The organism is Bartonella fuyuanensis, assembly GCF_014197255.1.
Lineage (GTDB): Bacteria > Pseudomonadota > Alphaproteobacteria > Rhizobiales > Rhizobiaceae > Bartonella > Bartonella fuyuanensis.
Genome location: NZ_JACIFE010000024.1, coordinates 1 through 15,284, shown reverse-complemented (window position 1 = coordinate 15,284; position 15,284 = coordinate 1). Strand labels below are relative to the sequence as shown.

The window sequence follows — 15,284 nt, the reverse complement described above, 5'->3', positions numbered from 1 at the left end:
GGATAGCAGGTAGGGTAAAAAACACTCCGAAAAGAACTCTTGATTCGCAATAATGACGAGATGTGTTAAAAAATCCTATTCCCAAACTTTTATCCGGGATTCCCTCACGTTTAAAAACGTAAATAGAAATATTCTCTGTATGAAGTAAAAAAATAAATGGCTCCCCGGGCCGGATTCGAACCAGCGACCAACCGGTTAACAGCCGGTTGCTCTACCACTGAGCTACCGGGGAATAGTGCTCAATTATTCAGCTAGAAAGGCTATAGCAAAGCAATACTGATTTGCAAAGGACAAAATTACTTTTTTGAAAAAAATATACTGAAATATGATAAATTGTGTAATAAAAAGACTAGAAAAGATTTCTACACCTTGACGGATGCGTTACCTTCCCCTATTGAGGTCTTTATATTTGTTGATGAGGCCTCGTGGCGGAATGGTTACGCAGAGGACTGCAAATCCTTGTATCCCGGTTCGATTCCGGGCGAGGCCTCCAGCCAATCCAACTTCAAACGGAATGGCTTTTAAGGATGATGGGGTATAGTAAAATAGATTATTTTTCCTAATAATCTTGTATGGGAGATCGGACAGTTAAAATCTTATGACTGTAGCATCATACTTAAATATGAAAGATTTTAATCCCTCATTATTGCTGTTTTGTTTGTTTTTGTAGCTTAGGAGAAGATAGTCTTTATGATTGCAGATTTTACTGAGCTTCGTCGCAAGATGGTTGACAATCAAATTCGTACAGTCGATGTAACGGATTTATCAATTCTTGAAGCATTTTTAACGGTATCTCGTGAGGATTTTGTGTCGGAAGATATGAAAGCATTAAGCTATCTTGATACCGATATTGTTCTATGTCCAGTGCAAGACGGAATTCCTGAACGTTATTTGATGAAGCCTGCATCTCTAGCAAAATTACTACAGCTTGCTGCTGTAAAATCATCAGATGTTGTTTTAGATATTGGTGCAAATAATGGTTATTGTGCGGCTTTGCTTTCAAAACTTGCTGGGGCTGTGATTGCATTGGAAAGTCATAAATTTCTTTTTGAGTGCGCTCTTGAAATTTTAGAACGTAAGCAATGTGATAATGTGGTTGTGATTCATGGTCCATTAGAGCAGGGATATGCTGTTGGAGGGCCTTATGATGTGATTTTCATTGAGGGATCTGTCGATTTTATTCCACAAGGTATCTTTGATCAAATGAAAGATAGTGGACGTCTTGTTGTAGTTGAAGGGTATGGAAATGCTGCTGTTGCACGAATTTATATAAAAGAAGATGGGAGCATTTCAGCACGTTGCGCTTTTAATCTTGCTGTAAAACCTCTTCCTTGTTTTTTAAAAACACCAGGTTTTGTGTTTTAGTGCTTGTTTATTTAGTGAATAAAAGATAATTTTATAATTCATTTGGGATTTGTTATTGTGTGTATTGTGTTTAAAATAAATAGGAAATTTCAGGCGTGTTTATGGCTGGTGTTGAGTGTTTTATTACCAGAGGCTGTTTGCGCTGAAACATTGATGGATGCTTTTTCTAAGGCTTATCAATACAATGCTAAGTTGAATAATGAACGTGCGGCTGTGCGTATATCCAGGGATGATGTTGTTATTGCACGATCAGGGTTATTGCCACAAGTTGAAGGTATTGGGAGCTATGGGCGGAATAAATCTTTTACAGGTCCTTATGTCACTTCTGGATCTATAGGAGTAAGATTAAATCAAAGGTTGTTTGATGGTTTTACCACGCAAAATGTCTTTTCTTCCGCTCAAGTTAAATTGCAGGCTCAACGTGAGTATCTTCGTAATGCTGAACAAAATATGTTTCTGGAGACGGTGGTAGCTTATGCTAATGTCTATCAGGCACGTCGTGTTGCTGATCTTCGGAGAGAAAATTTAGCAGCTCTTGAAGAGCAAGTTCGTTCCGATAAAGCAAAATTTGATGTGGGTGAGGGAGGGCGTATTGATCTTGCTCAAGCTCAAGCTGCACGTTCTGTAGCAGTTTCGGAATTGAGTCTTGCTCGCGCTGATGTAAAAGCAGCAGAGGCAGTGTATCAACAAGTTATTGGTACTAATCCTGAAAAATTAACTCCGCCACCCGTAGCTAAAAACCTCCCAATTAGCCTTGATATGGCTTACCAAATGAGTGTTGTAATGCATCCAGCAATCCTTTATGCTAAATATTTAGTCGATGCAAGTGTTTACAACGTAAAGGCGAAAGAAGGGGCATTGCTTCCTAAGGTTGATTTTTCTGCGGCAGCATCTTATAATCAAGTTTACAGCGGTATTGGAGAGGATGGAGTATCTAAATCAATCGGATTGTCCGTGAGTATTCCAATTTTTGAAGGGGGGCGTACGTCTGCGCAGATTCGTCAATCAAGAGAACAGCTTGGACAGGCCCAGCTTCAACTCGATTTAGCACATAGTAATACGAGACAAGCTCTTACTTCTGCTTGGTTTCAGTTGGAGGGTGCATGTGCATCTGTTATTGCTTACCGTAAAAGTGTTCGTGCTGCTGAAATCGCTCTTAAAGGCCGTGTTCAGGAAAATCGTGTAGGGCAGGCAACGACATTGGATGTTTTAAATTCTCGTACTCACTTGATTAATGCTCAAATTGCACTTGCAATGGCAGAGCGTAATGCTGTTGTAGCGAGCTATACTGTTCAATCTTCTATTGGTAAATTGACCGCAAGTTATTTAGGTTTAAAAACAATTGAATATGTCCAATAATGTATAAAAGTGGCTCTAATTATTTTAATTTTTTAAAGGTTAGTAAATCAATAGTTGGATATGTTGAAAGGTGGGGTGGTGATATGTTATTTCTAAGTGTAGAAAATTGTGTGTAGCGCCCTCTTTATGACAAGCATATTTGAAAATATGACAGGGGGCATGTTGATCTTATGATTCTTTTGCATACACTGAAAATGTGATTCTATCTATTGTTGCGTCTTTGAGAGGTTGTAAAGTATGGTGCAGAGTTCAAGCGTGTTACGTGAGCCAAGTATGGATGAAATTTTAACATCTATTCGTGAAATAATCGAAGAAAATGCGGTTCAATCTGATCACTTTTTAAATGAAAATGTTGCAGCAAATGCTTTGGAAGATTGTTCAGAGGTTGCATTAGAAGGGGGGTATGACACAGCCTTATCGGTTGATGATGCTATGAAGGCTTTAGCTGATCGTATTGGTCTTTCTACTGAAAATCAAGGGGGAAGAGTAACGCACGAGAAAAAAGTTATAGAGGCAGAAAATAATACAGTTGGTATGGATGTGCAGAAGGTGAATCTTTCTTCTGAGGAGCAGGGTTCTGTTTATAAAGCAAAAGAATATGAAGATAACATAAAAAAAATACAGTCAGAAGATGGAGGATCTGGTCGAGTGGAATTGTCTGCGTATTGTATTTCTTCTGCAGAAAAAATTGCAAAAGATGTATTGCGTCCGGCTATAGCAGAATGGTTACAGTCTAAATTGCCTATTTTATTGGAAGATATTTTACGTGAAGAGATTGTGAAGGCGATTAAAAAATCATTTTGATTATTTTCTTACGTTATTTTTTATGTTTTTCATTTTATGAGAATTTTGTTTACAGTTTTTGGGGTTTTCTAGGGAGGTGAGACGGGTTTTCGAGATTCTGAAGTTTTTGGCGATATATTGTATTTTCCGGCGGCGTTATGGATGGCTAGAATGTTAGAAAAAAACTATGATGCTGCTTCCATAGAGAAACGGGTTGCAAAGAAATGGGAGACTCGTGGAGCCTTTAAAGCAGGAATGGGTTCTAAAAGTGGCGCAGTACCTTTTTGCGTTATGCTTCCACCTCCTAATGTTACAGGCTCACTTCATATGGGGCATGCGCTCAATACGACAATTCAAGATATAATGGTTAGATTTCAGCGGATGCGTGGCAGAAATGTGTTGTGGCAGCCTGGTATGGATCATGCTGGTATTGCGACACAAATGGTTGTAGAGCGTCAACTTACAGAACGTCAAGAGCTAACGCGTCAGGAAATGGGGAGGGAAAAATTTATTGAGCGTATTTGGCAATGGCGTCATGAAACTGGAGGCGTTATTGCAAATCAATTGCGCCGCCTTGGCGTTTCATGCGATTGGTCGCGTGAGCGGTTTACAATGGATGAGGGGTTATCGCAGGCTGTTCATGAAGTCTTTGTCACGCTTTATAAGCAAGGGTTGATATATAGGGATAAGCGTCTTGTCAATTGGGATCCTAAATTGTTAACGGCTATTTCGGATCTTGAAGTTGAGCAAAAAGAAGTTCGAGGACATTTATGGCATTTTAGATATCCACTTGAGGGTAAAGTTTTTGATCCAAATGATGCTACAACTTTTATAACAGTGGCAACAACGCGACCTGAAACAATGCTTGGTGATACAGGAATTGCTGTTAATCCTGAAGATGAGCGTTATAAGAATCTCATAGGTAAAAATGCTCTTTTGCCGCTCGTTGGTCGTAGGTTATTAATTGTTGGTGATATGCATGCTGATCCTAAGGTTGGAAGTGGTGCTGTAAAAATCACACCGGCTCATGACTTTAATGACTTTGAAGTAGGGCAGCGGAATCAGTTACGCTTGATTAACATTTTTACACAAAAAGCTGAGATTTTTCTCTGTGAGAATGAATCGTTTTTTAATGGTTTGTTTTTATCAGATGAATTAAAAATGTTAGTAGAAAATCTGGATAAATCTGATCGTTTTGTTGCTCGTCAGAGGATTGTTTCTTTGATGGAAGAACGAGGATATTTAGCTTCTGTTGATGATCATTCCCACATGGTTCCGCATGGAGATCGCAGTGGTGTGCCGATTGAACCTTTTTTAACAGATCAATGGTATGTGCATGCTGCTGAATTGGCAAAGCCAGCGATAGAAGCTGTTCGGCAAGGAAAAACGCAGTTCGTTCCCGATAACTGGAAAAAAACCTACTTCAATTGGATGCAAAATATTCAGCCTTGGTGTATTTCTCGCCAATTATGGTGGGGGCATCGGATTCCGGCTTGGTATGGTCCTGATGGAATGGTTTTTGTTGAAAAAAGTGAAAAAGAGGCTTTAGATTCAGCTTTTGCTTATTATGGTGAGGTGGTTGAGCTAATTCGTGATCAAGATGTTTTAGATACTTGGTTTTCATCAGCTCTTTGGCCTTTTTCAACATTGGGATGGCCGAATAAAACGACAGAGTTATCTACTTTTTATCCAACATCTTTAGCTGTGACAGGATTTGATATTATTTTTTTCTGGGTTTCTCGTATGATGATGATGGGACTTCACTTTATGGGTGATGTTCCTTTCTCAACGGTTTATGTGCATGCTCTTGTGCGGGATCAAAAGGGTGCAAAGATGTCAAAATCAAAGGGAAATATTATTGATCCTTTAGAAATTATTGATCAGTATAGTGCTGATGCACTTCGTTTTACTTTGGCTATTATGGCAGCACAGGGTCGGGATGTAAAACTTGATGCTTCCCGTATTGTTGGCTATCGTAATTTTGCCACGAAATTATGGAATGCTACCAGATTTGCACAGATGAATGGTGTAAGACATGATCCAAATTTTAAGCCAGAACAAGCAAAATTGGCGCTTAATCGCTGGATTTTAACGGAGTTATCTAAAACCATTTCAGCAGTGACGACTGGTATTGAACACTATAAATTTAATGAGGCTGCAGACACACTTTACCGTTTCATCTGGAATACACTCTGTGACTGGTATTTGGAACTTCTTAAACCTATTTTGCAGGGGGAAAATGAAGACATTAAAAATGAGTCTCAAGCTTGTACTGCTTGGGTTTTAGATGAAGTTTATAAACTTCTTCATCCTTTTATGCCTTATATGACAGAGGAGTTGTGGTCTCTTACAGAAACGCAAGCAATCAAACGCGAGGATATGCTCGCGTTGACAAAATGGCCAGAGGGCACGTTTACGGATGAAGAGGCTGCTGCTGATATTAATTGGCTTATTGATGCTGTTACTGAGATTCGGGCGGTGCGTTTTGAAATGAATATTCCAGCAGCAACAAAAGCACCTCTTGTCGTTGTTGAAGGAGGGGAAGTGACGCGAGGGCGTGTGCAGCGTTATGATGCGCTTCTTAAAAAGTTAGCGCGTATTGAAGTCATTCATTTCTCTGATAAAGTTCCTGAAGTAGCAGCACAAATAATTTTAGAAGAGGCTATTTTTTGTTTGCCATTAGGACAGTTGATTGATTTGGAGGCTGAACGTGTTCGTTTGGGGAAGGATGTCAGTAAAATTGAACAAGATATTGAGAAAATATTGCTTAAGTTAAATAATCCAAAATTCATAGCTAATGCAAAAGCAGAAATTGTTGAGAATGAGCGGAACAGGGTTGTAGAATTGCGTGCTGCACAGAAAAGGATATCTGTTGCTTTAGAGCGGTTAGGTTGATTTTAACTTTTTGTTTGTTTGGTGGGTGATTTCATACCATTACTGTTATAGTAGAGGTTTTTTTTAAAGAATATCTTTCTTTTGTCAGTTTTTTTATGAGTGTGGATTATGAGATCTCTATTAAGATCCATTTATGTTTATTTTATCAGTTTTGCAAAACATCATTATTTAAAGTGGAAATATAAGGCTTATAAAGTTATATATATGATATTTTGTTATATAGAATGGTGAGTATTCTGAGGTAAGGCTTGTGTGTAAACACTTATTACTCATCGTACATTCTCTTTGTTTTCTAGGTGTTTTTCAACGTGCACGTTATTTTATTAGATGATTTTTAGTCATTTGTGTAAATTTTTATGATAAATAAATCCTATAATGTTAAAGGATGTATATTCAAAAATTTGTTGTATATAAATAGATTCCTAACTTTATCGGATATTCTGGATAGTTTCCATTTATTTTTTCTTTTAAAAGTTTTACTTTAAAATCATTTATGTTTCTTATTTTAATATCTATAAAGAAACTTGTAATAGATCTAACAATTAAAATTGAGATAGGGGGATGATTAATAAGTTTCAGAAGTAACTTTAAGAAATTTTTTCCCTATTATTTTATACAGTAGATGTCAATAGCTTGTAAGAAGCGAATGATGGTCCGTTTTATTTTTTGAAACGTAGCATGTTTTCTTATAAGAATGGGCAGATAAATCAGGCTATTTCAGCACTAAATTGTTCTGCCGTTTTTTACATATATCGTTGAAAAAAGTGGTGATTTTTGTTCGGAGGATAAAAGTTATGTTTCTGATGCATTGGTTAAACTTGTAGGATATATGAAAAGGTATTTCTCAATCATCTGTGAAACCTAATTTTTCTTATGCTTTTTGTCTTTATATGCAGATGGTTGAAACGTTCAGTAAAAAAGGAAATACTACCACTCAAGAGATGATTGCAAATGTTTAACTGCAGCCTATGAAAAAGTTAATGTAAAAGACAGAAATTGGATTCACTCTTTGCAAGAACATGCTTTTGCTCTTTGTAATGAATTTGAGAAGATGCATAGTAATTTCACTCGTTAAAAAATAACAGCTTTTAAAGATCTGATTATAATATTTTTTATCGGATATTAAACTTTTCCTTCATTATGTTCAGGTTCATAGTAGAGATAGCTTTGGGGGATAAAATCATGGCTAACAACTTGGGATTTTAGACAAAAATTCTTGCGTTCTTGGTGTTCTTGCTTGTGAAACAGAAAATAATTCTTTAGAAGAACAGTCCTCAAGAATTATTCCTTGATCTATGAAAATAATACGCTCTGGAAATTTTTGTGCAAATCGCATTTCAGGTGCTACACAAATCATCGTCATACCTTCTTCTGCTAATCTGAGCATGACATCGAGTACTCTGCCTACTATTTCAGGATCTAGAGTAGATGTTTGTTCGTCAAAAAGCATAACAAGTGAATCCATAATAAGGCACGTGCAATAGCAACATGCTGTTGTTGCCCTCTAAAAAGTTGACTAGGGTATTTATCTTTATATTCAATGAGTTTAACACATTTGAGATATAACAAATCACGTACAAGTGCTACTTTTTTGCTCTGCTTTAGAACTTTGATTTGTGCAATTGTCGAATTTTCTGTAACAAATAAATGTGGGAAAAGTTTGAAGTACTGAAAGAGCGTTCCTACCTAACCCCGCAATTTAGGCAGATTCGTTTGTTTTGAATGAACTGAATTCCATTAATCTAAAATCTTACCTTTTTGAAAAGGAATTAAAGCGTTAATAGTTTTAATGAGTATGGATTTTCCTGATCCTGATACTCCATAAACGATGATGATTTCTCCTTTATTAACGTTGACTGTACAGTTTTTAAGGACTTCAATTTCTACCATACTAGTTAGAAACATTTTTTATTTCAATCATGTGAGTATCCATTTTTCCCGTTAGGGAAGAATGGATATTTTTTTGTAAATATAAAATCATTTGTGTCAGTGTAAAACAGATAACAAAATAGAAAATAGCTGCCAAGATATAAGATTCTTTCTTTACCCTAAAATATTAGCAGCAATATCAAAACCATTTAAAAGCCTCTGATCACTGATGGCATAAATAAAGGTTGTATCTTGAAAAAGAATAATAACTTGTGTCAAAAAGACCGGAAGCATATCTCTAAAAGCTTGAGGAAGAATGATAATGTACATACTTTGCTAATATGTTATTCCAAAGCTTACTTGCATATTTTTGTCTTGTGGAATTGAATTTAGGCCAGCATGCATAATTTCAGCAAAATAAACAGTTTCAAATGTGGTAAACGTAATGAGTGCTGATTTATTTCACCGATGGATGTATCTGTTAAAAAAGTAGAAGTATGAAAAACTATAAGATAACCATCACAAGTGGTATTGAACGCATAGCTTTCTATAAACAATTACGAACCAAGAAAGAAGTTTTATAGAAGAAAGGTATATCATTGCTAAAAGCGTACCAAAAACAAATCTCAATACCGTTGCAAAAAGAATTAGAAAAACGTTAAATAGATAAATCTGATAAAATGTAAGAACGAAATACATCAAAGGTAAAAAAAGAAAAATCAAAGTCAGAAAAATTGGAAAGAAAATAAAGTCTAAACTGAGAGCTTATGAAATTCATAGTGTTCAATTTTTCTTTCTCTGAAAATTAGGGGGGGTGAGTATTTATTCAATGATTGTTATCACAATAAATACCAATAAAGCTATAAGAATATAAAGAATCGTAACAAACAAATAGTTTTCGTAAATATGACTTAATCTCTTCGATTGCTTGGTATTGAAATTGCGTGAGCTTGTTTATTGAATCGACGAATGCAATAGACGATTTTTTTACAATGCCCATTGCTTCTGAAGTAAGTGGGGGCGTGATTGCGCGTACAGTATGCGAGAGAAGAATATAGCGATAACTTTGATAAATTGTAAATTCCATTGCCATAGTAGCATTGTAGCATTTTGTTTGGAAGGAATAGCTTCAATGCTTGAATAGATTTGTTCTGCAATACGTGCAGATGTAAAGAATCCCAACGTCCATGTTATTAAAAGAATAGCGGAAAATTTTATCGCTAGTGGATAAATCTTAGGAACAACAAAATATCATAAAAATACCTGTACAAGGAGAGGAATATTACGCATAATCTTTATCCAGATAGCACTGATAGAGTGAAATCCACAATTGATTATAGAGGTATTAGATAAAATGCGCATTACCCTTATAATGATACCACGCAATATAGCTAATATAAATGATGTGATGGGCAATATAACTGTATTTTAAAGTTATCGAGAAGTGTATCGAAATAGGTGTGTTTCGCGTTAGGAATTCCAAGGTATCTTGCTATCAGCATTTGAGTAAGGTCATCTCTACAAAGGAAAGAAACGTCCATTAATTGATGTTCCGTTTAATTAATCATTCACACATAGGATAATAAATCAATCGTATCCGCATAAGTGGAGTTTATCAAAGAGTGAATTAAAATATGAATTACACCCATTTTTAAAGAGTGTGATTCTCTTTTTTAAATTCTATAAATCTTTCTCTATGTAGCTTTCTTGAGGCTTATTGTTTAGATTATTCCAAGTGTATCTTGTTTGTTTTGATAATGGAAGGTGCCAGCAGGCAGAATCAGTTTCATAAGTCATTTATTATAAAGTTTTTCAAGTGATTCGTCTTTAATCTGCTACACGATACTATCGTTGATTGCTTGTTCAAATTTTTGTCATGTAATCTGAGTATGCAGGCTTTGGATTTGACGGAAAGTATAGAGTCAAGAATAACATAATCAGATGGATTTTTTAATTTCGCAATATGCTCAGCAAGAATTGAGACATCTATAATAAATGCATTGGCATAACCAGATTCTAGTAATAAGAAGCTATCTCTATGATCTTTTCCTTTGATGACTTTAAAGTTAACGTTTTTGCGCGTTTATTTTTATGAATAAGTTGAACAGATGCTGTACCAGTGGTTGTCGAACTGTTTTTCCATTTTAATCGTCGAGAGATTTAATATTAGAGTTTTTCTTTACAACAATCCGAACTTCCTCAACGTATGTCGTATAAGCAAATGCTGCTTCTTTTCTGCGGGAAATACTATTTGTTGTTGGGTCGCACTCAAAACCATAGGTATTATTTTTAAAGAGAGGAATTCTATTTCAAGATATGAAAACCTATATATCTACTATTAGCAAGGAGGCAGGTCAAACCTGATAATTCCCGAACATCTAAGGTGATTTTTCTGTTCGTTTTATTTTTTCAAAAGTATCATGACTAGCATACGCGACGGTTGTGAGCCCAGTATCCGTCGTTGCAATAAACATTAATAATGATTTCTTCATTGATGTTGTCCATTCATTTATTTTTATTTTAGTTTCTAAGATATAATGTTTGCATGGTATAGCCTAGTTATTATTCTGAATGGGTTTTTTTGTTGTCTCATAAAATGAGGGCCGTACTTTCTTAATTGATCTTAAGGTAAATCCAAACAGGAACATGGTCCGATGGTTTTTGATATCCCCTTAATTCTGTTTGACTATAAGCGCAAATAAGGTGATCCACGGCTTCTGGTGATAATAATAAATGATCAATGCGAATCCCATTATTTTTAGGCCAAGCCCTAGCTTGGAAATCCCAAAAACTGAAAGAAGGAGTATCGGTAACATTTCGGACAGCATCGTAAAGGCCTAAATGAAGAATACGTTGGAATGCTTTTCTTGTTTGTTGAAGAAATAAGGCATCTTGATGCCATTCTTGAGGTTTTTTTGCATCTAAAGGGGCGGGGATGACATTATAGTCACCCGCTAGGACAAGAGGCTCTTCATACGCAAGCAATGATTTTGCATGTGCATATAATCTTTCCAGCCATTCCATCTTATAGAAGTATTTTTTACTCTCAATAGGGTTTCCATTTGGCAAATAGAGAGATGCAATACGGATGACACCTTTGTTTGTTGAATAAACGGCTTCAATATAACGTGTTTGTTCATCATTATCATTACCTGGTAAACGACGGATTACTTCATCCGGTGTTTTTTTAGAAAGAATTGCGACGCCATTAAAACTTTTTTGTCCATGTGTTTCTATATGGTAACCTAAATTTTCAATTGCATTGCGTGGAAAATTTTCGTCACTACTTTTAATTTCCTGTAAACAGACTATGTCTGGCTGACTTTGCTTTAGCCATTGATATAATATCTCATGTCTTGCTTTTATTCCGGCAATATTCCAAGTTGCTATTTTCATGGCGCTCATCATTAAGTATCACATGTGCAATTTAAGTTTTTGCATTAATGTTTTGTCGTAGTCACTTTAATTATAGTGGGATATTACTGCACTAAATTTCTTTATCAAGAATATTAGCAAAGGCAAATTTAAAGTTTTAAAATTAATTTATTTTTATTTTTAAAAACTTTCTGCTGTTTAGTTCTTGACGAATGTATGTGTTCTCGCTATTAGAGAAGGGTGTAACACGATATAGAAGTGATCAGTTGCTTTGGATGTTTTCTAAGTAAGATTGTTCAAGTGGGTGTTAAGAAGATTAAGAACAAATGCTAGTGTAAGAGGGTCTTGCCTTCTCTGCTTGTGGTCGGGTGAACTGTTTTTGCAGGTGTGCCCGATTTTGTGTGTAAATTAGATATTTATTTCGATTCTATTCGGAATAAATGGAAAGTAGATAAAAATAGAAAAGCCCGATTGGGTCAGATAAATCTAGATCGAAAAGAGGAAGGTTGTATGCCTACCGTAAACCAGTTGATTCGTAAGCCGCGTATGGCGCCAGTTAAACGTAATAAGGTTCCTGCTCTTCAATCCAATCCGCAGAAGCGTGGCGTTTGTACGCGTGTTTATACAACAACGCCAAAGAAGCCTAATTCTGCTCTTCGTAAAGTTGCTAAAATCCGTTTGACGAATGGATTTGAGGTGATTGGTTATATTCCTGGAGAAGGGCATAATCTTCAGGAGCATTCTGTCGTAATGATTCGTGGTGGTCGGGTAAAAGATTTGCCAGGGGTTCGTTATCACATTATTCGTGGTTTGCTTGATACGCAAGGTGTCAAGAATCGTAAACAGCGTCGTTCAAAATATGGCGCAAAGCGTCCAAAATAATATTGAGAGACAAAGCTAATGTCCCGTCGTCATAGAGCAGAAAAGCGTGAAATTAATCCAGATCCTAAATTTGGTGATTTGGTTATTATGAAGTTTATGAATGCCATTATGTTTAATGGTAAGAAATCAGTTGCAGAGCGTATAGTTTATGGTGCGCTTGATTTTGTAGAGAAAAAAGTGAAAACGGATCCTGTGGCTCTATTTCATCGGGCTTTAGGAAATGTTGCTCCTCACATTGAGGTTCGTTCGCGTCGTGTTGGTGGTGCTACCTATCAAGTTCCGATTGAAGTTCGTCCTGATCGTCGTCAGGCTCTTGCTATTCGTTGGTTGATTACTGCGGCGCGTGGCAGAAATGAGACGACGATGATTGAACGCTTGTCTGGTGAATTGATGGATGCGGCTAATAATCGCGGTTCTGCTGTGAAGAAGCGTGAGGATGTTCATCGTATGGCTGAAGCTAATCGTGCGTTTTCTCACTATCGCTGGTAGATGTTTTAAACTAAGGCAAATATAATGGCTCGCGAATATAAAATTGAAGATTATCGTAATTTTGGCATTATGGCGCACATTGATGCTGGTAAGACTACTATGACTGAGCGTATTCTGTTCTATACCGGTAAGAATCATAAAATTGGCGAGACGCATGATGGTGCTTCTACGATGGATTGGATGGAGCAGGAGCAGGAGCGCGGTATTACGATTACATCTGCTGCGACAACGACTTTTTGGGAGGGGCGTGATGGTCGCAAGCGCCGCTTTAATATTATTGATACGCCGGGACATGTTGATTTTACGATTGAGGTTGAGCGCTCTTTGCGTGTTCTTGATGGTGCAATTGCATTGCTAGATGCAAATGCTGGTGTGGAGCCTCAGACAGAAACTGTTTGGCGGCAAGCTGAGAAGTATCGTGTACCTCGCATGGTGTTTGTTAATAAGATGGATAAGGTGGGTGCTGATTTTTATCGTAGTGTGGAAATGGTTGGTTCAAGGTTAGGGGCGAAAGCGCTTGTTTTGCAGTTGCCTATTGGTGCTGAAAATGACTTTGAAGGTGTTATCGATCTTGTTGAAATGAAGGCTTTAAAGTGGGATGGTTCTATTGGCGCTGCAGCGGTAGAAAGTGAGATTCCCTCTGATTTAAAGGGAAAGGCTGAAGAATATCGCGAAAAATTAATTGAGATGGCTGTGGAAGTTGATGAGGCTGCCATGGAGGCTTATTTGGAAGGTGTTATGCCAACTAATGAGCAACTCGTTTCTCTTATTCGAAGGGGGACAGTGGAGGTTCAGTTTCATCCTGTTCTTTGTGGTACGGCCTTTAAAAATAAGGGGATTCAGCCGCTTTTGGATGCTGTTGTTTCTTATCTTCCTTCTCCAGTTGATGTTCCTGCGATTAGTGGTATTGATGTGAAGACTGAGTCTGAAACGACGCGAGAATCTTCTGATGATGCTCCATTGTCTATGCTTGCTTTTAAAATTATGAATGATCCTTTTGTGGGTTCGTTAACCTTCTGTCGTATTTACTCTGGTAAAATTCAGAAAGGTATTTCTCTTGAGAATACTGTGAAAAAGAAAAGAGAGCGTTTGGGGCGTATGCTTCAAATGCATTCAAATTCTCGTGAGGATATTGAAGAGGCCTTTGCTGGTGATATTGTGGCTCTTGCAGGGCTTAAAGAAACGACAACAGGTGATACTCTTTGTGATCCTCTAAAGCCTGTTATTTTGGAGCGGATGGAATTTCCAGAACCTGTGATTGAAATTGCAATTGAACCGAAGACAAAAGCGGATCAAGAAAAAATGGGAATTGCTCTTAATCGTTTAGCAGCTGAAGATCCTTCGTTTCGTGTTAAATCGGATGAGGAATCAGGTCAAACGATTATAGCGGGCATGGGGGAACTTCATCTTGATATTATTGTTGATCGCATGCGGCGTGAGTTTAAGGTTGAAGCGAATGTTGGACAGCCGCAGGTTGCTTATCGTGAGTCAATTACTAAAAAGGCAGAGATTGATTATACGCATAAGAAACAATCGGGTGGTGCCGGTCAATTTGCTCGTGTAAAAATTATTTTTGAACCTCATGATGGGGATGATTTTGTTTTTGAGTCAAAAATTGTCGGCGGTGCTGTCCCTAAGGAGTATATTCCTGGAGTGCAAAAGGGAATTGAGAGTGTTATGGGCTCTGGACCTCTTGCAGGTTTTCCTATGCTTGGTGTAAAAGCTACTTTGATTGATGGTAGTTATCATGATGTTGATTCTTCTGTTTTAGCTTTTGAAATTGCTGCTCGTGCGGCTTTTCGTGATGGGGCAAAGAAGGCTGGTGCGCAGCTTCTTGAGCCAATTATGAAAGTGGAAGTTGTTACGCCAGATGATTATGTTGGTGATGTTATTGGTGATCTTAATTCTCGTCGGGGGCAAATTTCAGGAACTGAATCGCGTGGTATTGCAACAGTTGTGAATGCGATGGTTCCTTTGGCAAGTATGTTTGGTTACGTGAATAGCCTTCGCTCTATGAGTCAGGGGCGTGCACAGTATACAATGCAGTTTGATCATTATGAGCCTGTGCCTGCGGCTGTTGCTTTGGAGATTCAAAAGAAATACGCTTAGTTTCAGGTTGTGTAATTAATTTTTAACTTAGTCCTTGGCTTGGATAGAAAATGGAGAGCTCAAATGGCGAAGAGCAAATTTGAACGTACAAAACCGCATGTTAATATTGGCACGATTGGTCATGTTGATCATGGGAAGACCTCGTTGACAGCAGCGAT

Annotated in this window: 9 protein-coding genes, 2 tRNA genes and 4 pseudogenes; 9 read left to right on the top strand and 6 right to left on the bottom strand. The window is 37.2% G+C overall.

The genetic code is table 11. The features are described from left to right. Positions 1 to 157: 157 nt before the first annotated feature. Positions 158 to 232: transfer RNA gene (locus tag GGR08_RS06945), tRNA-Asn, on the bottom strand. Between the two features lie 187 nt (positions 233 to 419). Here GGR08_RS06945 and GGR08_RS06940 point away from each other — a divergent pair. The 5 genes from GGR08_RS06940 (at position 420) to GGR08_RS06920 (ending at position 6,402) form a co-directional block, all read left to right on the top strand. Next, positions 420 to 493, top strand: a tRNA-Cys gene (locus GGR08_RS06940). Positions 494 to 690: 197 nt separating this feature from the next. Beyond that, the gene (locus GGR08_RS06935; protein WP_183194620.1) at positions 691 to 1,365 is read left to right on the top strand and encodes a protein-L-isoaspartate O-methyltransferase family protein; all 675 of its coding nucleotides are present in this window, start codon (positions 691 to 693) and stop codon (positions 1,363 to 1,365) included. A 33-nt stretch (positions 1,366 to 1,398) separates the two neighbouring features. Continuing rightward, positions 1,399 to 2,724, top strand: coding sequence for a TolC family outer membrane protein (locus tag GGR08_RS06930; protein ID WP_183194621.1), 1,326 nt, complete (start codon positions 1,399 to 1,401; stop codon positions 2,722 to 2,724). A 237-nt stretch (positions 2,725 to 2,961) separates the two neighbouring features. Continuing rightward, positions 2,962 to 3,528 carry a DUF2497 domain-containing protein gene (locus GGR08_RS06925; protein WP_183194619.1) on the top strand — a complete coding sequence of 189 codons (567 nt, stop codon included), beginning with the start codon at positions 2,962 to 2,964 and terminating at the stop codon, positions 3,526 to 3,528. 150 nt (positions 3,529 to 3,678) lie between these two features. Next, entirely contained in the window at positions 3,679 to 6,402 is a 2,724-nt protein-coding gene (locus tag GGR08_RS06920) for a valine--tRNA ligase (RefSeq protein ID WP_183194618.1), read from the top strand. Between the two features lie 1,186 nt (positions 6,403 to 7,588). Here the strand turns inward: GGR08_RS06920 and GGR08_RS06915 are convergent. The 5 genes and pseudogenes from GGR08_RS06915 to xth all read right to left on the bottom strand — a co-directional run bounded on the left by GGR08_RS06915 (position 7,589) and on the right by xth (position 11,667). Then, positions 7,589 to 8,335, bottom strand: a pseudogene (locus GGR08_RS06915) (amino acid ABC transporter ATP-binding protein). A gap of 21 nt (positions 8,336 to 8,356) precedes the next feature. Next, positions 8,357 to 9,049 (bottom strand): annotated as a pseudogene (locus GGR08_RS08595) (ABC transporter permease subunit); the annotation flags it as partial. 44 nt (positions 9,050 to 9,093) lie between these two features. Next, positions 9,094 to 9,812, bottom strand: a pseudogene (locus GGR08_RS08390) (ABC transporter permease subunit). Positions 9,813 to 9,951: 139 nt separating this feature from the next. Then, positions 9,952 to 10,763 (bottom strand): annotated as a pseudogene (locus tag GGR08_RS08385) (transporter substrate-binding domain-containing protein). 121 nt (positions 10,764 to 10,884) lie between these two features. Continuing rightward, positions 10,885 to 11,667 carry an exodeoxyribonuclease III gene (gene xth, locus GGR08_RS06900; protein WP_183194617.1) on the bottom strand — a complete coding sequence of 261 codons (783 nt, stop codon included), beginning with the start codon at positions 11,665 to 11,667 and terminating at the stop codon, positions 10,885 to 10,887. Between the two features lie 489 nt (positions 11,668 to 12,156). Here xth and rpsL point away from each other — a divergent pair, with 489 nt between their 5' ends. The 4 genes from rpsL to GGR08_RS06880 all read left to right on the top strand — a co-directional run. After that, positions 12,157 to 12,528, top strand: a complete 372-nt coding sequence (gene rpsL / locus GGR08_RS06895) for a 30S ribosomal protein S12 (protein ID WP_183194616.1) — start codon at positions 12,157 to 12,159, stop codon at positions 12,526 to 12,528. A gap of 18 nt (positions 12,529 to 12,546) precedes the next feature. Beyond that, positions 12,547 to 13,017, top strand: a complete 471-nt coding sequence (gene rpsG / locus GGR08_RS06890) for a 30S ribosomal protein S7 (protein WP_183194615.1) — start codon at positions 12,547 to 12,549, stop codon at positions 13,015 to 13,017. A gap of 24 nt (positions 13,018 to 13,041) precedes the next feature. Further along, a complete protein-coding gene (gene fusA / locus GGR08_RS06885) occupies positions 13,042 to 15,126 on the top strand; it encodes an elongation factor G (RefSeq protein WP_183194614.1) in 2,085 nt (694 codons plus the stop codon). 63 nt (positions 15,127 to 15,189) lie between these two features. Then, the coding region (locus GGR08_RS06880) for a GTP-binding protein (RefSeq protein ID WP_002972655.1) at positions 15,190 to 15,284 on the top strand (95 nt) is incomplete at its 3' end.